Origin of the sequence: Vibrio sp. B7 (assembly GCF_963888765.1) — a bacterium.
GTDB classification, from domain to species: domain Bacteria; phylum Pseudomonadota; class Gammaproteobacteria; order Enterobacterales; family Vibrionaceae; genus Vibrio; species Vibrio anguillarum.
Window position 1 is genome coordinate 119484 of the sequence record NZ_CAWPKR010000038.1, and the last position, 21495, is coordinate 140978.

Below are 21495 nucleotides of genomic sequence, written 5' to 3' on the forward strand. Positions count from 1 at the left end.
TTTAAGACTTGCTCTCAATTTTTTTTGATATTTATCAAAATATTTATAATTTAATCATTATATAGAGCAAAACTCATGGTGCAACCAAAGAATTCCTCTATTTCACTACGAGATATAGGGGGGTGGGCCATAAAAAAACGACTCACAATTGTGAGTCGTTCAGTCGAAACTATGATGCACGGATGCTTAATTTGATTCTTTAAATGCCTTCATCGCTTGCAAATGCTGTGAGATTTTCTTGAACTTATGGTTCTGGGTTTCATCCCAAATGATATCGTAGTAGTTTTCGAGCTCTGCTGCTGTTTTGCTGTTGTCATGAATTTCATCTTCTTTAGATAAAATCACTAAACAGCGTCCTTTATTTTTTACCCTGTATTGCTCAACACACTTAGTCGCAATATCTTCATACTCTTCAGGGCGATCGATGCGTCCAGTCATGTTTGTCTCCGGATGCAAGTTAGGATTAAACACCACTTGCTTAATTCCGCATAAAAATCCAATCCGCTCAGACCAGAAGCCGCCGAGGCCTACGCCACAAATAATCGGATGTGGGTCATCAGACAGCTCAATCACTTTATGCACTTCTTTTAGAAGATGCTGCATATCGTGTTTTGGGTGCTGTGTACTGTAGTTAATAAAACGGACATCGCTGTCAATAAATTGCAATTGCAGTACTTTTTCATGGTTTCCTGGGCTTGTTGAATCAAAACCGTGCAGATAAATAATCATAATAACTCCCCACTCCTTGAGGTTTTTAATCTACCACGAAGATTATGGTTTCAAAGACTTTAACCTTAATTTACTGCAACAAAACGACGAAACAGTGATCCTAGCTACATAATGTGCGTTTTAGATGTTCGGCTTGTTGACGATAATAGTCATCACCCCATAATTGATGTGCTAACAAATACCATAACATGGCCATCATTGTTGCTCTTGGATGCCAAGCCACCACTCCTTCGACCCAATCATCGACCCCCACAATCTCACGCAATTGACAATAACGGTAGACCGCCTCTAATGGTTTTTCTTCTGCAACATCAATGCTTAAAGCCAGGTCGAGTCGGGGGTCGGCAATTGAGGCGTATTCCCAATCAATCACGCGGTTACCTTCATCGGTTTTAACCATATTGTAGCCAGCCAAATCAAAGTGACACAAAGTCTGACCAACATCAGCAAGGTTAGGTGCGGTGCGCCAACGTTGATATAAAGCCGACAAGTCCTCACTTTTATACTCAGCTTTGAGCTGTAGCCAATAATGATCAACCCGAGCGATAAAACTGAAAGGGGCAACTGGGATGCGTGCTGTACTGAGATTATGGATCTTTATCTGTGTTTTTAATAGAGAATCGAAAGGTAAACCACCAGTAAGGGATTGGCCATCAATCCATTCAACCAATAATCCTTGATCATTAATGGAAAGTGGCTTGGGGCCTAAGTGAGAAGATTCGATAGCAGAGAGAATTTGATATTCTTGAAAACGCGAAATGGAAAAGGCTTGAGTGATCGGCGTATTAGGCCGCCAAACAAAGCTGCGTTCCTCCGTGACAATTTTCCAACATCGGTTTGTTAACCCCCCTGTCAGCGTTTGTGCGTAATCAGGGGGAGCAGAGAAGAATCCTTCTAGCGACGTTAAGGTACGATCAAGCTGACAAGCTTCACGCCAAGACATTCTCGCCATAAGGACCTCTTCTCTCAATTACTCGATTTTGTGATTAAAAACCGAGTAAACTTTTTGACTGCTGTTTACGAATTTCGGTTTCATCTGCCCATTCAATAAGGCCGCTTTGAAGATCCATTAAACGCATCGTCATTTTGTAATATACATCTTTATCACTGCTTGCGTTTTTCACAATACTCGACAAGTTGCCATACAGCATATATTGTGCGCCAACCATTTTGCCAAACTGAATGGCGGTACTTTGGTTGACCAACTCATCATTATTTTGGAAATTGAGCTGTTCGCGCACGGCTTCAACACGATCCATGTCGACGAAGCGGAACTTACCTGAATTCAACATCTTAGTACTGATGGTGTCAGTGATAGATTCAGTATCAATGTGCTCACTGGTTTTATTTTTGATTCGCTCAACAAACACGATAGGACGAGAATCACGGGTAATCGCTGCTACCGAACCTGACATCATCATGCTATCAACCATTTCCCCCGCGATTTTTTGTAAATCTGTTGAACCAAAATCAACTGTCGTCGTTTCAACGGATTGTGCATCTCCGTAGCTGACTTTATTTGAACAGCCGCCCAAAATGACAGCGAGCCCTAGCAATGCGATAATACTTTTGTTCATATTGGTTCCTTACTTTCCCAATTTAATTATTTGACCCACGGATCTGTACGCGAAACTGTTTTCCATTTGGATTGACAGAAATCTCCGACAACGACACCGTCTCCATCCCACTGATGATCTTTTGTTTCCAAGGACTTTGTCTGTTATTGACTTCAAGCCCATCATCGTCATACCAAGAAAAACGGTACTCGATAATTTGGTCACCTTGGTAATGACTCACTAAACGCACAAGTCCCCTCGTATGACCATCCACTTGGTTAGTTGCAATGTCTTCAACAACCAAGCGATTACCTAATACATTGTCGCCAAATAGCACTTTTTGCGAAGCGCCATCAACTCTTAATCCTGCGGTATTTTCAGCACATCCAATCAATGAGAATGTGACTAACAGTCCCAATATCCACTTTTTCATTACAATCTTCCTAGTTGTTTATGCCAGATGGTTGAATGACGTCCCTGACGAGAAACCCACACCAAAGTGGTGCCTTTTTCCGGTACAGAAAACTGATATTCTTGCTCTCCCACCCTTATCTGTTGCTCGCCTGCATTGACTTGCAGACTGGCCGTTTGCACCAGCCCTGGCAGCGTTAGCCAACTGCGCGTATCGGGCTGCTCTGTCAGCAGATTCCAAACGTTGAAGACTAAATTACCAACATTGTCATCTTTGGCCGCTTCTTTGCGCAATTGATCTTTCGCCAGCACTCTCAACACTTGCCTTATTACTATAGAGGGCATTTTCTCAGACAAGTTTCGACTTGCCATTAAATTCACATCCGTCAGAAAATGAGAAGTGAGTACTTTGTCATTCATCTTCAGTGATGAAAATGATTCAACGGGTGTATTAGGGTAATAAGGTAAGGCGAGAGAATACAATGCACCATTTCCTCTGCTGTCATACAAGGGTAAAGATTGACGCCAGCTATCTAAGGCTTTCACCACACTCTGCTCTTCTATTATAAGCACACGACCTTGAGAAGCAGTCAGTGAATGAGATTTCCCGTAGCGTTTCTCTAATTGGATTAGGTCTTCTCTCATCCCTAATCGTTTCGCAACGCGTAATGTCCCCTCTATAACCTCAATATTATCGGGAGTGACTGCCAAAGCGCGTCGATAGTCGACATAGGCACTGTTAACATCACCAGAGGCTTCATAAAGCAAAGCAGAAAGGTAAAAAAGGTAACCATTCTGCACCGCCTGCAAAGCTTTTCCTGCATCAGGGTAGTTTGCTAGTACGCTGCCTAAGTTTGGTGTCACACCTTGTGATTTTAGCTCTTTTTGCGCCTTTTCAAGTTCCGCTTCTCTAGCCTGCCTTGCTTGCTCTTGTACCTGATTCGCTCGCCGAACTTCAACCAGAGCTCCATCCAAATCATTCTGTTGTAAATAATTCAAACCGAGATAAAGATGTAAAAAACCAAGTTCATAATCCGCAGGAACGTATTCCATCAAGTTATCATTCACAGCCAACGCACCGACACTTGTCGCCGTATCACTTAGTGAAATCAATGCCTTATCTTGTTGAATTTTAACCGCAGAATCACTCAATTCGAAACTACGCTTACTGTCTACATAATTCTGGTTAAGAAAATGGACTCGCCCTTTTTCCAGATTGTCTAGAATGTCACCCGCGACAAATTCCGCAAGTTCATTCTCCGCATCTTGATACTGCCCAGATTTAACTGACTGATAGACAGCGCCATTTTGAGCGCTGTAATGACTAAACAAGTTCCCCGCAGAAAAATTAGCACAGGCATTGAGAAAAAAAGGCGATAAAAAAACCGTAATATGTCGCACGTAACGCTTCACTCAATACTCCATATTTAACTCTAATCGTATCAATCGAGCGCCCAATAGTGGCTGAGCGACCCATGCATTAGCTCATCAAAAGCGGACCCAACGGACGACCGCCAACCAAGTGCATATGAATGTGGTAAACCTCTTGGCCACCATGAGCGTTACAATTCACTATCAAGCGATAGCCATCTTGTGCAATACCTTCTTGTTGAGCGATTTTTTTTGCCACTGTAAACATACGTCCCATAGCCGCTTCATGCTCAGGTTCAACATCGTTGGTCGTCGGAATAAACGCATTGGGAATGATAAGAATATGGCTAGGCGCTCTAGGGTTAATGTCCCGAAAGGCGGTAACTAAATCATCTTGATAGAGGATATCTGCAGGAATTTCTTTACGGATAATTTTGCTAAAAATGGTTTCTTCAGCCATGAAATACTCCACTAGTAAATAGGCCTACGCAGTCACATCAAAGTACATTAGATCGAGATAAGTGGTTCAAGGCTAATACCTAAGTGGCCCACGACAACCGATAGAACCGATAGAACCGACACTAATTTGACCTTAATGCTACTGAATATAATAGGTGTGTAGTTGGATTTGAGTATGCGTGAACCCTGTCAAAAGCTCAATAAAAAACACCGTACGCGTAGCATAAATGACAGAACACTAATATAAAAAATGCGTTTTGCCAGGCCCGTCATAAAATGTACGTCTCACATTCAATACAATACTCATTATTTTGTTATTTTTTAAAACAAAACACTATTTTTCTAGGGAGAGGATTATGAAGGGTTCAGTGATTAGGCGAATGTACGCTGGTTTCACACTGATCATCATCATGTTTGCAGTAACGACCGCCATTATGATGGGAGGAATGAATCAAATTCATTCTAATTTCGAAAGTGTATCAACCACCGCCTTACCGCTCGTTTCTTTGTCAAACAAAACAAGTGTTCAACTGCTTTCTGCCGATAAATCTTTTAAGGACTTTTTGACGACACAAAACCAAGATCGCATGAATGTGATGCGTTCAGAATTTGCTAAAGCAAAACAAGATTTTGCTGACGTGCTAAACCAGCTCCAACAAGCAAGTGCAATGAACCCCTCTCTTGAAGAGCGGATAAGCCAACTTAAACAGATGGAACTCCGCTACTTTTCAGAAGCAGAACAAGCCATGAATAATTATCAGGCGATGTTTGAGGCGCAAGCTCAAGTGCAAAAATCAACTCGTGAATTTCAAAGACTTCATGCCGATTTAAGCACAGGAATGAAAGATTTTGTCGATGGGCAAAATAGTATTTCAGTTAAAGTCATGGCGAAAAGTTATTTCATTAAATTGAAAGATGCGGAATTAATCACTTCAGACGCTTTGGCCAGTTCGGATGTCGCCTTTGTTGACAAGGCCGTCACCATGAATAAAAAAGCGGTCACGCACCTCAACTACGCTTACCGAGGCTTATCGACCCAATTACCTGAACTGAAAAAAACCTTTGACGATCTCGTCCAAAAATTCTCTCAAGATATTGGGCAAAAGGGTGGTGTGCTTGATCAACACAATAGTTACTTACTAGCGAAAACAGCCCTTTATGAAAACATTGCGAATTTGGCTATCGAGGTCGATAAAGCAATGACGATTTTAGACTCTTTTAACGATACTGCGACCGACGGTTTAAATGCCTCTCTGCGAGAAGCCGGGGAAGTCTATAAGCAAGGAGTTATTAAAGCGATCGTGATTGGTATTGCGGTTGTGCTAGTGGCTACGGGTATTGGTTACCACATTGCGCAAAGTGTTCGTGAGCCGTTAAATCGTATACTCAAAACGCTAGAAGGGCTGACAAAAGGAGATATGACACAACGCATTGAAATTCGTTACAACAACGAGTTTAGTCGCTTAAGTGGCCACATCAATTCGCTAGCAGATAATTTGCACCATATTTTGGTGCAGTTGAATGATGCTTCTGAAAATTTAACCAACACAGCTAACCATAACCAAACCACCTCTTCAAAAGCACAGTCACAGCTCAGCACCCAACGTGAGCAAACCGCGAGCGTGGCAACCGCAATGACAGAAATGGCTCATTCAGTACAAGAAGTAGCGCAAAGTGCTCAAAGTTCGCTAGAGATGGTGCAGAAAGTTGAATCGGCTTCTGAATCGGGCCGTAAAATTATGAGTGACAATATCACTACTATTAATCAATTGGAGACTCGCTTAAATCAATCGGTTGATGCTGTCGGTGAACTGCAAAAAATGAGCAGCCAAATTGGTTCTATCTTGGATGTGATTCGTAATATTGCAGAACAAACTAACTTATTGGCGCTCAATGCCGCGATTGAAGCTGCTCGTGCTGGAGAGCAAGGGCGCGGGTTTGCAGTCGTAGCTGACGAAGTTCGTGTTTTGGCAAAACGCACAACGGATTCGACGTCTGAAATTGAAAGTATGATCAGCAACTTGCAATCCAGCTCATCTTCTGCCAGTACTGTTATTGAAAGCTGCATGACTGATATGGAACTTTCTGTCGAACAAGCATCAACGGCGAATAGCGCAATGGAAGAGATCCAAGCGTTAATTCTAGAAATCAGTCAGATGAGTACTCATATTACACAGGCGGCCGCCGAGCAAAGTGAAACAACTGGTGACATTGCACGCAGTATCGAGGATATTAATTTAATCGCAGATGGTAGCTATCAAGCCATGTCTCAAATTGCACAGGCAAGCGCCAACCTAACTCAGCTTGCTAATCAGCAGAATGAATTAGTCCATCGTTTTACATTATGAGTGACCGTTAACAAACCCAACCCCATTTGTAAGTTGCATGTAAATTATGTCTCAAGGGCGGCTTTTAATCTAAAGTCGCCCTTGTTTTTTTGATGCCACATCGTTATATGATAACTATCGGCTTGCGCATTATTATCTACCTCCTACTCTTTGCAAGCCAAACATGAGGATGATCTATGGCTGTTCATGTTGGCATTATCGACCAAGACCCTATTCGCTTGGTTACTCCCCTGCTTGATAATCGAACGGTAAGTTCGCACATTGTCTTCATCGGTGATCAAGACCAAAAATCAATGTATTTACGTTTACACTCGGTATTGAGTCAGCGCGACATCACTTCTGAGTTTTTTGAAATCCCATCGGGTTCCAATACCTCAGCAATCAAACAAGCTATTCAGTTTTTAGCGGAAGATTTGAAAACCAGATACGACGAAGTCAAGCTGAACGCAAGTTGTGGTTTGAGACATCGTTTATTATCCGTTTATGAGGTGTTCCGTAGCTATCAATGGCCTATTTTTGTCGTCGAACCGAACAGTGATCAGTTGTGTTGGCTTTATCCCGATGGTCAAAATAATACCCAAGTGCAAGACCACATTACCATTTCAGACTACTTAACCATTTTTGGCGCACGGGGTGAATTTAGTGAGCATCATATTCCGCCACAACTTGACCAAAAACTTTACGAACTCGGCGAGCGCTGGGCAAGTAATGCATTAGAACTTGGTCCTGGTTTAGCCACATTAAACTATTTAGCGACGACGTGCCGCAAAGAGCAGCGGCTAGATGTTGCACTTTCAGAAAAACAACAAGGCTATCGTGAACTTCATATTCTGTTGACCGATCTGGTCGAAGCACAAATCGCCACCTATCAAAATGGCATTTTAACCTTCGCCAACGAAGATGCGCGCCGATTTTCCAATGGAGAATGGTTAGAAACATTAGTGCACAGTACAATAAGGCAGATCCAAGATGATATGCCAACCATTCAAGATCGCTCTTTGAATGTTCAAGTCTACCGTCAATTAGGTGAGCGAGAAGTCAGAAATGAACTCGATGTCGCTACAGTGGTGAATAACAAACTGCATATTATTGAATGTAAAACGAAAGGTATGCGTGATGACGGCGATGATACGCTTTATAAGCTAGAATCATTACGTGATTTGCTTGGTGGCCTACAAGCTCGCGCTATGCTCGTGAGCTTTCGCCCACTCCGCCATAATGACATTACTCGTGCAGAAGATTTAGGGTTGGCCTTAATCGGCCCAGATGAACTGAAAGATTTAAAATTACATTTAGCCGCTTGGTTTAAAGATGCGGGTGGTAACGAAGATATCTAACCTACAAAAAAGCCCGTTTCATACGGGCTTTTTTTACAGTAAAACGAATTTTCTAATGATCATCTTCTGTAAAATTTGTCGGTAACGTTGTTTTCATTTGATTCCATATGTGAGCGCTGTCAATACCGTAATGACGGATCACAATCGGCAACTGCTCACGATTGCCACTTTCACATACTGCTAATAATTCACGGTAAAACTGCAAGGCTAACTCGCGTGCTTCTGGATTAGAGAAATAATAGCTGCCAACTCGGTCATATAATTTCTTTAGCCCATTAAAAATCAAACCATAAATTTGGTTTCCTGAGTGAAACGCTAAACGCTGAAATAACATGTAATCGTAAAAGTTAAAGGTTTTCGCAATCAATATTTGCTGACGTTTATATTCGTCTTTTTCACCATCATCTTTAATATGCTGCTGGATTTTCTGTGCATAAGGAGATAACTCCATAAAAGAATCCCAAGATTTAGCACTTAATAGTGCTTCACAGCTTTCGATAACATTAGTAATAGTGCGTTCGGCAGGCTCTTTGTTCACTTTAAATGCATAACGCATAAATATGGGGCTAATATTTGTCCGAGCCGCAAGTAAGTCTTCCACAATACTGGTGGCATTTTCAGCATCGAGCGTCATTAATGTATCTAATATGTGTAAACCGGAAGTTTCCATAAATTGGTTTACTTTTGTTGGCTTACCATGCTGTATAGTCAACCAACCATCACGGGCTAAGCGTTGTAATACTTCTCGAAGCGTTGTACGTGTTACACCAATTAATTCTGAAAGTTCGCGCTCTGCAGGTAAGATAGAACCCGGTGCAAAGCGACCATTCCAAATGCTCTCAATTATGTATTTTTCAGCAAAACCTGCTGGGCTTTTTGCCTTAATGACCATTAAGTACTTATCCAGTTTTCTATTTATTTGGGTCGAATGGGACTCATCATACCACTAGTTGAACGTTATCGGAAACAAACCATCCGCGAAGTTATCACAAACAAAATAGAGCTTAAACTCTAATTTATTCATCTCGTTTATGAACAATACCGAGTCAATGAAATAGTATTTTTTAGCAGTTCTTCAAAAGGAAGAACACATAAGAGTAGAAAAAATAAAGAGATATAACTCACATTAATAAACTTAAAATAATCAATTTAAGCTTGCAAAATTCGCTCTTTTTAGTCATTTAGATGCCTATTACCTTAACTCCACTTCAAAATACGGCTCGGCGTGAATTTTTCACAACTCTTATGCTATGCTTACCCAACTTTGATCGCGTTTTTGACCAAAATATCGGTAAGTGTTTTATCAATAACCTGATTATTATTGACTAAAAAAGCTTGCGGAGTAGAGTGACGGTCGAAGTAAGGATTGCTTGTCTCACTCAAGGAGTGTCTTGGTAAAACCATAATCCCTAAACGGTTTGTTGTTTCACTAGAACATTGCCGATAGATACTGTTTTCGTGTTTAACACGTTCTATTTGGCCACTTCACATAATGAATTAAAGATAAGCTGACAGCGTCTATCATCTCAACAGTAAGAGAACTACCCATGCCGATGTCCCTCGGAAGCGCTTTTCTCAAGAACTTTCTTGGTAAAGCCCCTGACTGGTACAAAGTTGCCATTATTGCTTTTCTCATTATCAACCCGATTGTTTTCTTTTTGGTCGACCCATTTATTGCTGGTTGGCTACTTGTGGTTGAATTCATTTTCACCCTAGCGATGGCGCTTAAATGCTATCCCCTGCAACCTGGTGGATTACTGGCTATCGAAGCTATCGCCATTGGGATGACCAGTGCAGAGCAAGTAAAACATGAGCTTGTGAATAACATCGAAGTTCTGCTGCTACTGGTGTTTATGGTGGCTGGTATCTATTTCATGAAACAGCTATTGCTGTTCATCTTCACCAAAATACTACTTGGTATTCGTTCAAAAGCGATGCTTTCGGTCGCCTTTTGCATTACAGCTGCTTTCCTGTCTGCATTTTTGGATGCTTTAACAGTTATTGCCGTGGTCATCAGTGTCGCCGTTGGGTTTTACTCGATTTATCACAAAGTGGCATCGGGACAAGGGACAAGCTCCGCTCATGACCATACTCAAGATGAGCATATCTCAGAACTAACACGTGATGACCTAGAAAACTATCGTGCGTTTTTGCGCTCACTACTGATGCATGCTGGCGTAGGTACCGCTTTAGGCGGGGTGATGACCATGGTTGGTGAACCACAAAACTTGATCATCGCCGATCAAGCAGGTTGGTTTTTTGGCGAGTTTATCATCCGTATGTCTCCGGTAACCGTACCTGTTTTTCTCTGTGGTATTTTGACCTGTGTATTGGTTGAAAAGCTGAAGCTATTTGGTTACGGCGCAGAATTACCCGCTAACGTTCGTCAAATTCTGGTCGATTTTGACACGGCTGAGCGCAAAAATCGAACCAATCAAGACGTCGCAAAACTTTGGATCCAAGGCGCTATTGCTGTCTGGCTGATTGTTGGATTGGCACTGCACTTAGCGGCAGTGGGATTGATTGGTCTTTCAGTTATTATTTTGGCGACAGCATTTACTGGTGTGATAGAAGAACATTCGCTAGGCAAAGCATTTGAAGAAGCCCTACCCTTTACGGCGCTGCTGGCGGTATTCTTCTCCATCGTAGCCGTAATTATCGATCAACAACTCTTTAAACCAGTTATCGATGCTGTGTTGAATGTTGAAGATAAAGGGGCTCAGCTTGCTCTCTTCTATGTGGCTAACGGGCTTTTGTCGATGGTTTCGGATAACGTTTTCGTTGGCACTGTCTATATTAATGAAGTCAAAACAGCGCTACTAGAAGGTGTTATCACGCGTGACCAATTCGATTTATTGGCTGTCGCGATTAACACAGGTACGAACTTACCTTCAGTAGCAACACCAAACGGTCAAGCCGCTTTCTTATTCTTATTAACATCAGCACTTGCACCATTGATCCGCCTTTCTTATGGCAAAATGGTCATCATGGCTCTGCCCTACACGATTGTATTGGCATTAGTTGGCCTGTTTGGCATTGTCTTCTTAGTTGAACCCATGACTGCGCATTTTTATGACTTAGGGTGGATTACGCACCATTCAGCCAAAGCAGTTCAAGCCATCTCTGCCGGGCACTAAAATATTCGGTTGATAATGAAACTTATCTAAGTTAAAAAGCTCTGAACTATCAGGGCTTTTTATTCTTTACAGGTATTGAATGTGACTTTTTTTTCTACTCTGAAACTGTTCTCTCAATCGAGAAAATCTTGGTTTTTATTACTTCTTTTTGTGGTTTTTTTTGAGGCTTGTGCGCTTTTTTTTCAGCACATCATGATGCTCGCACCGTGTGTGATGTGCATTTATGAACGTGTGGCGATGCTAGGAATTGGCGGAGCAGCTCTGCTTGGCTTAATCGCACCCAATAATCCGATTGTTCGTTGGATTGGACTCGTTGCTTGGGGAGCCAGTGCTTATAAAGGTTTGACCTTAGCTCTGCAACATGTGGATTACCAATTCAACCCTTCTCCTTTTGCCACTTGTGATTTATTTGTCACTTTCCCCAGCTGGGCACCACTCAATCAATGGGCACCTTGGATGTTCGAAGCTTACGGTGACTGTTCGAAAGTGGTATGGCAATTTTTAACGCTTTCCATGCCACAGTGGCTAGTGGTCATCTATGCTGCTAGCTTGCTGGTGCTCGCTTTTGTTGTTTTAGCTCAGTTCGCGAAAACCCCCGTCAATAAGCTGCGGTAATAACCTGCTTGATCAAAAAAGGCATCTCGCTAAGAGATGCCTTTTGGCTGATTCACATCGCTTACTCTGACGCAAGCAGCGGATCAACATTAATATACTTACCAATTTGTTGCCGTTTTACCGTTGGCACATAGGGTATTTCACCAAGCTTAGGCGCTGGAATGCGCGATTCCAACATTGCAATAATTTCAGCGTAATGCTCAGTTCCTGGGTTCACTCGGTTGGCTACCCAGCCAACAATCTTCAACCCGTCGGCAATAATACTTTCCGCTGTTAAAATTGCATGGCTTAAGCAACCTAGTTTAATTCCTACCACTAAGACCACTGGTAGTTGTTCTTGTTTAACCCAAGTAGACAAGCAGTCCGTATCGGAGATCGGAACGCGCCAACCACCAGCACCTTCGATCAACACAATGTCAGCATTCGCTTTATGCTTAGCTAATTTGCTACTGAGCACGCCATAATCAATCTCGACATGTTCATGTTTTGCGGCGATATGTGGTGATGTAGGGAGCGCTAAAGAATATGGATTCACATCACCATAGGGCATCTCTTTGGTTGCCGCTTTCATCAGATGTAATGCATCTGAGTTGCGTAAGCCAAATTCCGTTTTTTCGCTACCAGCGGCAACGGGTTTGTAGCCAATAGTCACCAAATCCTTGGCGGCTAATGCTTGTAGAATCGCTTTTGAAGCGACCGTTTTTCCAACGTCGGTGTCCGTACCCGCAATAAAAAATGCATCAATCATCGATGTATAACCCCTAAACAAACCTGATAAGTTGCAGGTAGAAGACCTTGATGGTTTTGAAATGCTTGGTATGCCTGCTCAACTTGCAGTAGAGCCTTGCGGCTTGTTAACCCGTGTGAGCGTCCACTTACGTGATTTGCACCAATCCCTTTAAGATCTCTCATCAAGGAAAAGGCTTTGTCATACCAAACTGTGATCGAAGGCAAGTCTAGTTGATGGTGGTAACAGTGAGATTGCGCTAACGCAATTTTTACCTGATTGAGTGTGATGAAATCATTGACGTGTTGATGTGTATCAATTTTTGTCCACGCTTGTTTCAGTTCAAACAGCGAACCGTCCAATAATGTCGAAAAATAAGCCATCCCTTGTGGTTTCAATACACGGTGAATTTGTCGCAGTGGTAGAACAAGGTCATCACACCACTGCAGCGCTAAGCTAGAAAAAACGTAATCAAAAGAGGCGTTGGCGAAAGGAAGCGCCTCAGCATCGGCTTGATAATAGGTGACGCCAACATCACCACAACGTATTTTAGCTTGTACTAGCATCTCACTAGAGAGGTCAGCACATACCACATACGCCCCTCTACGCCGCAGTTGCTCTGAAAAATAGCCCGTACCACAACCAAGATCGAGCACTCTTTTCCCTACTAGATTGCGCGGCATTTTGTCCAATAAACGTTGCCCTACGTCACGTTGAAAAGCGGCATGTACATCATAATGCTTTGCCGCGCGGCTAAAAGAGTGGGCAATGGCGGCTTTGTCATGCAGCGTATTTATCTCTATGGCATGAGTTTGTGACATATTCAGCCCTCCTCTAGCGCACGTTGCAGTTGTGTGGTTAGTTGCTCTATGTCAGCAATAGTGTGGTTGGCGGTTAGAGTGATACGCAATCGGGCACGGCCTTGAGCCACCGTTGGTGGGCGAATCGCGGTCAACCAACACCCGCTATGTCGCAATTGATCGGCGATATTCAATGCTGTTTGCGCCTCACCAACAAGGTAGGGTTTGATTGGCGTTAGCGTTTCAACATAGCCATCAAAACCTTGCATGGATTCAGCGTAATAAGCTTGCAGTTCAGTCAGTTTTTCTCTGCGCCACGGCTGCTGAGTGACCATTGAAATAGCATGAGTTACTGCATAAGCTTGCGCTGGCGGCATGGCTGTAGAATAGACGTGGTGACGAGCAAACTGCGTAAGAAAGTCACCCACCTCTTGATTGCATAAGATAGCTGCACCCGATAACCCTAAGGCTTTGCCAAAGGTCACCACCAAGAGCTGTGGTTTTATTCCTGCCGCACTGCAACTGCCGGCCCCACCCTCGCCCAAAACACCTATGCCGTGTGCATCATCGACTGCCAACCACGCTTCACCTTGCACTGCATCCGTGATTTCGCACAGCGGTGCACAATCACCATCCATGCTAAAGACCCCTTCAGTCACCACTAATGTATGACTATCGCTGTTAAGCTGTTGCTTAAGATGAGTGACATCGTTGTGCCGAAAACGCTTCATACTGGCTGCGCAAAGCATTCCTGCTTCCATCAAAGAGGCGTGGTTAAGTTTATCTTGCAGTAGCAAATCGTCTTTATTGAGCAGGCTAAACAACAGTGCCTGATTGGCACTAAAACCCGAGCCAAACAAAATAGCTCGCTCATAACCTAGCCACTCACACAAGTTAGCTTCAAGGTTGCGATGGGCTGAGCTAAAGCCTGTGACCAAAGGAGATGCACCACTACCGCAACCATACATACTCAGCCCTTGCTGCCAAGCGGCAATCAATTCTGAGTCGTGCGCAAGGCCAAGGTAATCGTTACTGGAAAAGTTAAGATACTGGCGGCCATCTTTGCACAATCGAACCTGGTTGCCCCCCTCAAGCTCGATAAGAGAGCGAGAAAGCCCAAGATCGCGACGAGCACTGAGCGCCGCTGAAATACGTGAATTAAACGCTGGCATCGTAGAAAAGATCATCTTTATTAGGACGAGCTGCCACCCGTTTTACGACACGCTCAAGCAGCTCACTTTCTGCAATTTCATCCGGTTTTTGGCTCACTTGTTGGCTATTGATACCCAGTTTTTTAAACAACTGCATATCGCTATCTTCATCAGGATTAGGAGTCGTTAGCAGCTTGCAACCGTAGAAAATGGAGTTTGCACCTGCCATAAAGCACAGCGCTTGCATCTGCTCATTCATATTTTCACGTCCAGCCGATAAACGCACCGCCGATTGTGGCATCATGATCCGAGCAACGGCAATCAGACGAATAAAATCAAACGCTTCGACATCTTCGGCTTGCTCTAACGGTGTGCCTTTCACTTTGACCAGCATATTAATCGGTACACTTTCAGGATGGGTTGGTAAGTTCGCTAATTCCACCAACAGGCCAGCGCGGTCATTAGCGCTCTCTCCCATACCGATAATTCCCCCAGAGCAGATCTTCATTCCTGCATCGCGCACGTGCGATAAGGTATCAAGGCGATCTTGATAGGTTCGGGTGGTGATAATGTTGCCATAGTATTCAGGTGAGGTATCTAAGTTGTGGTTGTAGTAATCAAGCCCTGCACTGGCCAACTCGCTTGCTTGATCAGGCGTTAGCATGCCCAACGTCATACACGTTTCCAAGCCCATCTCTTTCACGCCACTGATCATCTCTTTCAAGAGAGGCATATCACGCGCTTTCGGGTTTTTCCACGCCGCTCCCATACAAAAGCGGGTCGAGCCAGAGCGCTTCGCTTTTTGCGCCGCGTCTAACACCCGCTCGACTTCCATCAACCGTTCTTTATCAACATCAGTCCGGTAATGCGCACTCTGCGGGCAATATTTACAATCTTCAGGACACGCCCCCGTCTTAATAGAAAGTAACGTACTGACCTGAACATAATTTTTGGGATGGTATTGACGATGTACTTGCTGCGCTTCAAACAGTAGATCCATAAACGGCTTTTCGACCAGTGCGTTCACCTCAGCAACGGTCCAGTTATGACGAACTTCCACATCTCTTCCTTATTCAGTTTTATTATTTTGTTGCTTGGCTAGTCTACTGACAAGCGATAAACTGTCAACAAACAAAGAAAACATAAGTTTACGTTTGATTGATCTTTAAACAAACCCAGCAATATGGACTGATCATGGATTTACTCTTCGACCGCCAACATATCTGGCATCCCTACACTTCAACGCTGACGCCATTGACTTGTTATCCCGTCACTCACGCTCAAGGTGTCCATCTTTATTTGGAAGATGGGCGACGCTTGATTGATGGAATGTCCTCTTGGTGGGCAACTATTCATGGTTATAACCATCCACACCTTAATTACGCTGCGCATCAGCAAATTGATAAAATGTCACACGTGATGTTTGGCGGTATCACACATCAACCCGCCATTACGCTTTGTAAAAAATTACTGGCATTAGCGCCAAGCAATCTTGAGCACGTATTTTTAGCCGATTCTGGCTCTGTCGCCGTGGAGGTCAGCTTAAAAATGGCGCTGCAATACTGGCATGCAAAAGGTCAACCACGAGCGAAATTTCTCACCTTACGTCATGGCTATCACGGCGATACGTTTGCCGCAATGTCAGTCACTGACCCAGATAACTCGATGCATTCGCTCTACAAAGGTTTTTTGCCGCAGCATATTTTTGCCGATTCGCCAACTTGCGGTTTTTGGGATGAGTGGGATGAACGCGATCTCGATGATTTTCGAGATAAAATAATGCACGATCATCAAGAGCTTGCGGCGGTGATTTTAGAACCAATTGTGCAGGGTGCTGGCGGTATGCGTATCTATCATCCTCTGTTTTTAAAAGGCGTGCGTGCACTTTGCGATCAATATGGTTTGCTACTGATTGCCGATGAGATTGCAACTGGGTTTGGCCGTACTGGAAAGCTCTTCGCCTGCGAGCACGCTAATATCGCGCCTGATATTTTATGTGTCGGCAAGGCCTTAACGGGTGGCTATATGACGCTTTCAGCCACACTGGCGACCAAGCAAGTCGCCGATACGGTTTGTGCTGGCGAAGCGGGCTGCTTTATGCATGGGCCAACCTTTATGGCTAACCCATTGGCGTGCGCTGTCGCCTGCGCCAGCTTAGAGCTCATCGAACAGGGCGATTGGCAACAGCAAACCCAGCGTATTGAAGCGCAATTTGCTCATTTACTGCCCATGCTTAACCGTTTTGAGATGGTAAAAGAGACGCGCTGGCTGGGCGCTATCGGCGTGATTGAAACGCATCGCCCTGTCAATATGGAAGTCATTCAAGCGCTATTTGTTGAGCAAGGGGTCTGGATCCGTCCTTTTGGCTGTTTAATCTATGTGATGCCACCGTTTATTAGCCAAGTAGATGACATTGAAAAACTGATCAACGCTGTAGTGGTGGCATTGCAAAATTCGCAATGCTTTCAAATCGATGGGGCTTAAATAGAACCGACACATACTATTGATGCATAAAAAAACCGACTCGCAAGTCGGTTTTTTTACTGTGTTTAACGCATGATGATTAACCGATGTGCGTTGCGCCACCCATGTATGGTTGCAGTACGCTAGGAACGGCAATACGGCCATCAGCTTGTTGGTTGTTTTCCAAAATGGCTACCATAGTACGGCCCACAGCAAGGCCTGAACCGTTCAGCGTATGCACAAGCTCAGGTTTATTACCGCCTTTGCGACGGAAACGGGCTTGCATACGACGCGCTTGGAAATCCCACATGTTTGAGCAAGAGGAGATCTCACGGTATGTGCCTTGCGCAGGAACCCACACTTCTAGATCGTAAGTTTTGCGAGAGCCAAAGCCCATGTCACCTGCACACAACACGACTTTACGGTACGGCAATTCAAGCAATTTCAGCACTTTTTCCGCATGACCGGTTAACTCTTCCAGCGCCGCCATTGAATCTTCTGGGCGCGTAATCTGAACCAATTCGACTTTATCAAATTGGTGCATACGGATAAGACCACGTGTATCGCGACCATACGATCCCGCCTCAGAACGGAAACAAGGTGTATGAGCCGTCATTTTCAGTGGCAGATCGGCTTCGTCAGAAATGGTGTCACGCACCAAGTTCGTTACCGGTACTTCAGCCGTTGGGATAAGAGACAGTTTACGTGGCTCTTCATCATTCACTTTTTCAGTTAGTGGCTCAGTATGGAATAGGTCTTGACCAAATTTAGGTAGCTGACCGGTACCAAACAGGCTGTCAGCGTTGACAAGATAAGGGACATACATTTCTGTATAACCATGTTCTTGTGTGTGCAAGTCCAGCATGAACTGAGCAATCGCACGGTGCAGACGAGCAAATTGGCCTTTCATCACGATAAAGCGAGCGCCAGTAATTTTAGTCGCACTAGCAAAATCTAAACCACCGGCCATTTCACCAAGATCAACGTGATCTCTGAGCTCAAAATCGTAAGTTTTGGGTTCGCCCCAACGAGAAACTTCTACGTTGTCATTTTCATCTTTACCATCAGGAACCGATTCATCTGGTACGTTGGGTACAGACATAGTAATCGCATCCAATTGTGCTTGGATGTCATTCAACTGCGCTTTTTTCGCGTCTAAGTCACTGCCTAGAGAGCCGATTTGTAGCTTGACTGCTTCTGCGCCCGCTTTGTCGCCGGCGGCCATTTTTTGGCCAATTTCTTTGGAGATGGAGTTGCGCGAGGATTGTAAATTTTCAACTTCTACTTGAATGGACTTACGTTGTTCTTCAAGTTGACGAATTGTCTCAACGTCGAGTTTGAAACCGCGACGCGCTAATTTTGCAGCTGTTTCATCCAGCTCAGTGCGAAGTAATTTAGAATCCAGCATTGCTAATCCTATGCTTTTAGTTATGAAAAACGCGCCTGCATCCCTTTCTAATAAGAGCGACGCGTAGAGAAAATTGAACCCGACAAAGATAACGAAAAGAGACTATTTTTCATAGCGCTTTTGTGGGCTTTTTGCATCTAAACTAGCCAAGTAATCTAACTTTTCACCAATTTTGGTTTCTAAACCTCGATTTGTTGGCTGGTAGTAGCGTGTATCGCTCATTTCAGGCGGCAAATAACTTTCGCCAGCCGCGTAAGCTCCCGGTTCATCGTGGGCATAGCGATATTGTGCTCCATAACCAAGATCTTTCATCAAACTGGTTGGTGCATTACGCAAATGAGGCGGCACCTCATACTCTGGCAAATTATGCGCATCAGCTAAGGCTTGCTTCCACGCGCTATACACGGCATTACTTTTGGGCGCGCACGCTAAATAGACAATCGCTTGTGCAATAGCACGTTCACCTTCCGCAGGACCAACGCGGGTAAAACAGTCCCAAGCGGCGAGCGCCACCTGCATGCCTCTTGGGTCGGCGTTGCCGACATCTTCCGAAGCTATCGCCAATAAACGGCGAGCGATATAAAGTGGATCGCAGCCTGCTGCGATCATTCTGGCCGACCAATACAGCGCCGCATCGGGATTGGAACCTCGAATCGATTTATGCACCGCAGAGATAAGGTCGTACCAAATATCGCCTTTATTATCAAAGCGCGACACTTTTTCGCCTGCCACTTCAGCCAACAGTTTGAGCGTAATGAGCTTTTCACCTTGCGCATTTTCTTCGGCCATGTCGTACAGCAGCTCAAGATAATTGAGTGACATGCGCGCATCACCATTGACCAATTCAGCCAAACGTTCGAGCACGTTATCCATAAACTGCGCTGCGACTTTACCTAAACCGCGATCGGCATCGTTGATTGCTTGATTGAGCGCCAGCAAAATTTCATCGCTAGCCAGCGAGGTTAATTTGTACACCCGAGCACGAGATAGCAAAGCGTTGTTGAGTTCAAAAGAGGGATTCTCTGTCGTGGCACCCATGAAAGTCACAGTGCCATCTTCAATGTGTGGCAAAAAGGCATCTTGTTGAGATTTATTAAAACGATGCACTTCGTCTACAAACAAAATAGTACGTCGACCCGCCATTTTATTTTCGCGCGCTTTTTCAATGGCAGCACGGATCTCTTTAACGCCAGAAGTCACCGCAGAAACACGTTCAACCTCTGCATTGGCGTAATTCGCCGCCACTTCAGCCAAGGTCGTTTTACCCGTACCGGGCGGCCCCCACAAGATCATCGAATGAATATGACCAGCCTCTAATGCACGCCGCAAGGGTTTACCCACACCTAAAATGTGCTGCTGGCCAATATACTGCTCAACCGTCTGAGGGCGCATTCTCGCGGCCAACGGACGGAAATCTTCATCACCCGAAAAATCTAAGCTGTAGTTACCCACACTATAGTTACTCACGCCTTAGTCCCTATCTCAATTACGTTGATCATCAACCTCGACACCTTGCGGGATCTGGAACGTGAAACGCGCTTTAGCGGCCGGTGTTAGTTGTACATCGCTAAACGTAAACAGACTCTTCTGCCCATCTTGTTCAATCACGTTAAAACCTTTCACGATCCCTTTCTCATCAATCGCTATCTGAAACTGCCCTTGGTTTGAATCTACCGCGGTTGGCGTTAGGGTGAAATCATCACCGTTTTGTGCAACCTTGTAGTGATCCCAATCACTGGTGCGATTACGAGTCAGCAACACAAAAGGAGTTTGTTCCGTCGCTTGTTCTTGATTATAAATACTCACTTGTTCGATAAATGGACTGTAATACCACAAGGTTTTACCATCAGACACCAGTAAGTTTTCATCAGGAGCGGTCGTTTGCCAACGGAAAAGGCTTGGCCGAACAATATCAACTTTCCCCTGACCTTCCATCACAATATCACCTTCAGGGCTGATCACTTGCTGGGCAAAGGTAGCGCTAAAACCAGCGTTCAGCGCGAGGCGTTGGCTCAACTCGTCTTTTGGCGCAGCCAAAACAGCGACAGAAAAACTACACAGCAACAGGGCTAACACTCTTTTCATGATTACCACACTCCATGGATAACAATTTTTTGTCTATAACGTTTTCTATAACGTTTATTGATAAGGCCCTCTTCTCTTAAGAAGCATTCACTTATCAGAACAACTTATTTATCAGAATAACTCGTTTATAAGGGCTTATTTGCTTGGGTTTGTCAGCGTTTTGTTGAGATTAAACCTCAGGCGGCGTACTTTACTGGCCACAGCACTGTTTGAATTTTTTGCCACTGGCGCACGGACAAGGATCATTGCGTCCAATTTCTTTAAATGGGTTAACCCGCTGCGTTTTCATGCCGAGCATTAATTCATCAGCCATTAACGCCACTTCAGTGATCATGACATCCAACTGCTCAGCAAAATCACTCAAACTGGGTGGTGTTGCAAAACCCGCTTCGCTCATCTGCTGCTGTGTTTGTGTTTCATCGATGGCTAACATGAAGGTGGTCAACAAAGCTTGCAGCATGCGCAGGCTGCCATCACCAATTGGAGTCTCTAACCATTGCGGTTCAACGACTGGCCAGACGCTCATAAACCCTTCAGCAAAATCAGCCCACTGAGTCGCATTATCTAGCAAGGCTAACGCCGAATATTCGCTACGTTTGAGCAAGTTATATTGCAGATTAATTTGCGCCATCACCGCTGGTTCAAGTGCTTTGACTTGCTCCCCCACTAAAGGTTCTAACCAAGTTGTGGGTTCTAACGGCTTAGTGGCGAAATTGGATGCCAAAATAGCCCCTTCAAAAAAATGAGCGGATTGAGGAGCTGATTGAGGAAGAGAGAGCAATAAGTAGGTCATGAAAATCTGTACAGTTAAAATGGTTGACCAGGGATTATATACCAACTCTTGCATTTAGTGACTTTTGATTCGGTAACCACTACAATCTCGCCTCGAATTTTTAAG

General features: G+C 44.2%; 20 protein-coding genes. 5 read left to right on the top strand and 15 right to left on the bottom strand.

All coding sequences use genetic code 11. The features are described 5' to 3' along the window. Nucleotides 1–186: 186 nt before the first annotated feature. From ycfP to hinT, 6 genes are all read right to left on the bottom strand, one after another. Nucleotides 187–729: an alpha/beta hydrolase YcfP gene (ycfP, locus tag AACV32_RS15495; RefSeq protein WP_013856523.1), complete on the bottom strand. Its 543-nt coding sequence runs from the start codon at nucleotides 727–729 to the stop codon at nucleotides 187–189. A gap of 100 nt (nucleotides 730–829) precedes the next feature. Further along, a complete protein-coding gene (locus tag AACV32_RS15500; protein WP_038172104.1) occupies nucleotides 830–1681 on the bottom strand; it encodes a phosphotransferase in 852 nt (283 codons plus the stop codon). A 34-nt stretch (nucleotides 1682–1715) separates the two neighbouring features. Further along, nucleotides 1716–2306: a penicillin-binding protein activator LpoB gene (gene lpoB, locus AACV32_RS15505; protein WP_013856521.1), complete on the bottom strand. Its 591-nt coding sequence runs from the start codon at nucleotides 2304–2306 to the stop codon at nucleotides 1716–1718. Between the two features lie 22 nt (nucleotides 2307–2328). After that, nucleotides 2329–2718, bottom strand: coding sequence for a YcfL family protein (locus AACV32_RS15510; RefSeq protein WP_013856520.1), 390 nt, complete (start codon nucleotides 2716–2718; stop codon nucleotides 2329–2331). Beyond that, nucleotides 2718–4109, bottom strand: coding sequence for a COG3014 family protein (locus AACV32_RS15515; protein ID WP_170895406.1), 1392 nt, complete (start codon nucleotides 4107–4109; stop codon nucleotides 2718–2720). Before AACV32_RS15515 ends, AACV32_RS15510 begins: the two co-directional genes overlap by 1 nt. 67 nt (nucleotides 4110–4176) lie before the next feature. Then, nucleotides 4177–4527: a purine nucleoside phosphoramidase gene (hinT, locus tag AACV32_RS15520; protein WP_026027183.1), complete on the bottom strand. Its 351-nt coding sequence runs from the start codon at nucleotides 4525–4527 to the stop codon at nucleotides 4177–4179. A 355-nt stretch (nucleotides 4528–4882) separates the two neighbouring features. Between hinT and AACV32_RS15525 the strand changes: the two genes are divergently transcribed. Then, nucleotides 4883–6874: a methyl-accepting chemotaxis protein gene (locus tag AACV32_RS15525; protein ID WP_026027184.1), complete on the top strand. Its 1992-nt coding sequence runs from the start codon at nucleotides 4883–4885 to the stop codon at nucleotides 6872–6874. Nucleotides 6875–7050: 176 nt separating this feature from the next. Beyond that, the gene (locus tag AACV32_RS15530; protein ID WP_170895405.1) at nucleotides 7051–8211 is read left to right on the top strand and encodes a DUF1887 family protein; all 1161 of its coding nucleotides are present in this window, start codon (nucleotides 7051–7053) and stop codon (nucleotides 8209–8211) included. A gap of 52 nt (nucleotides 8212–8263) precedes the next feature. Here AACV32_RS15530 and fadR read toward each other — a convergent pair whose 3' ends face one another. Beyond that, nucleotides 8264–9103: a fatty acid metabolism transcriptional regulator FadR gene (gene fadR, locus AACV32_RS15535; RefSeq protein ID WP_010319711.1), complete on the bottom strand. Its 840-nt coding sequence runs from the start codon at nucleotides 9101–9103 to the stop codon at nucleotides 8264–8266. Between the two features lie 655 nt (nucleotides 9104–9758). On the opposite strand from fadR, the gene nhaB reads away from it, so the two are divergent. Together nhaB and dsbB are read left to right on the top strand one after the other, a co-directional pair. Next, a complete protein-coding gene (gene nhaB / locus AACV32_RS15540) occupies nucleotides 9759–11348 on the top strand; it encodes a Na(+)/H(+) antiporter NhaB (protein WP_013856514.1) in 1590 nt (529 codons plus the stop codon). Between the two features lie 75 nt (nucleotides 11349–11423). Then, entirely contained in the window at nucleotides 11424–11963 is a 540-nt protein-coding gene (dsbB, locus tag AACV32_RS15545) for a disulfide bond formation protein DsbB (RefSeq protein ID WP_212752746.1), read from the top strand. A 61-nt stretch (nucleotides 11964–12024) separates the two neighbouring features. Here dsbB and bioD read toward each other — a convergent pair whose 3' ends face one another. The 4 genes from bioD to bioB are packed head-to-tail and all read right to left on the bottom strand — an operon-like array spanning nucleotide 12025 to nucleotide 15701. Then, nucleotides 12025–12711, bottom strand: a complete 687-nt coding sequence (gene bioD, locus AACV32_RS15550; RefSeq protein WP_038148451.1) for a dethiobiotin synthase — start codon at nucleotides 12709–12711, stop codon at nucleotides 12025–12027. Then, nucleotides 12708–13511: a malonyl-ACP O-methyltransferase BioC gene (bioC, locus tag AACV32_RS15555; RefSeq protein WP_170895403.1), complete on the bottom strand. Its 804-nt coding sequence runs from the start codon at nucleotides 13509–13511 to the stop codon at nucleotides 12708–12710. Before bioC ends, bioD begins: the two co-directional genes overlap by 4 nt. Nucleotides 13512–13513: 2 nt before the next feature. Next, on the bottom strand, nucleotides 13514–14677 hold the full coding sequence (bioF, locus tag AACV32_RS15560) for an 8-amino-7-oxononanoate synthase (RefSeq protein ID WP_170895402.1): 1164 nt from the start codon (nucleotides 14675–14677) through the stop codon (nucleotides 13514–13516). Then, entirely contained in the window at nucleotides 14649–15701 is a 1053-nt protein-coding gene (gene bioB / locus AACV32_RS15565; RefSeq protein WP_170895401.1) for a biotin synthase BioB, read from the bottom strand. Before bioB ends, bioF begins: the two co-directional genes overlap by 29 nt. A 134-nt stretch (nucleotides 15702–15835) precedes the next feature. Between bioB and bioA the strand changes: the two genes are divergently transcribed. After that, on the top strand, nucleotides 15836–17125 hold the full coding sequence (gene bioA, locus AACV32_RS15570) for an adenosylmethionine--8-amino-7-oxononanoate transaminase (RefSeq protein WP_170895400.1): 1290 nt from the start codon (nucleotides 15836–15838) through the stop codon (nucleotides 17123–17125). Nucleotides 17126–17204: 79 nt separating this feature from the next. On the opposite strand, the gene serS is transcribed toward bioA, so the two are convergent. From serS to AACV32_RS15590, 4 genes are all read right to left on the bottom strand, one after another. Next, nucleotides 17205–18512, bottom strand: coding sequence for a serine--tRNA ligase (gene serS, locus AACV32_RS15575; RefSeq protein ID WP_013856507.1), 1308 nt, complete (start codon nucleotides 18510–18512; stop codon nucleotides 17205–17207). Between the two features lie 102 nt (nucleotides 18513–18614). Further along, nucleotides 18615–19964, bottom strand: a complete 1350-nt coding sequence (locus AACV32_RS15580; protein ID WP_170895438.1) for a replication-associated recombination protein A — start codon at nucleotides 19962–19964, stop codon at nucleotides 18615–18617. 30 nt (nucleotides 19965–19994) lie between these two features. Then, nucleotides 19995–20597 (bottom strand): outer membrane lipoprotein chaperone LolA, encoded by a 603-nt coding sequence (lolA, locus tag AACV32_RS15585; protein ID WP_170895399.1) that lies wholly within the window; start codon nucleotides 20595–20597, stop codon nucleotides 19995–19997. 190 nt (nucleotides 20598–20787) lie between these two features. Then, nucleotides 20788–21444: a YecA family protein gene (locus tag AACV32_RS15590; RefSeq protein WP_170895398.1), complete on the bottom strand. Its 657-nt coding sequence runs from the start codon at nucleotides 21442–21444 to the stop codon at nucleotides 20788–20790. Between the last annotated feature and the right edge of the window lie 51 nt (nucleotides 21445–21495).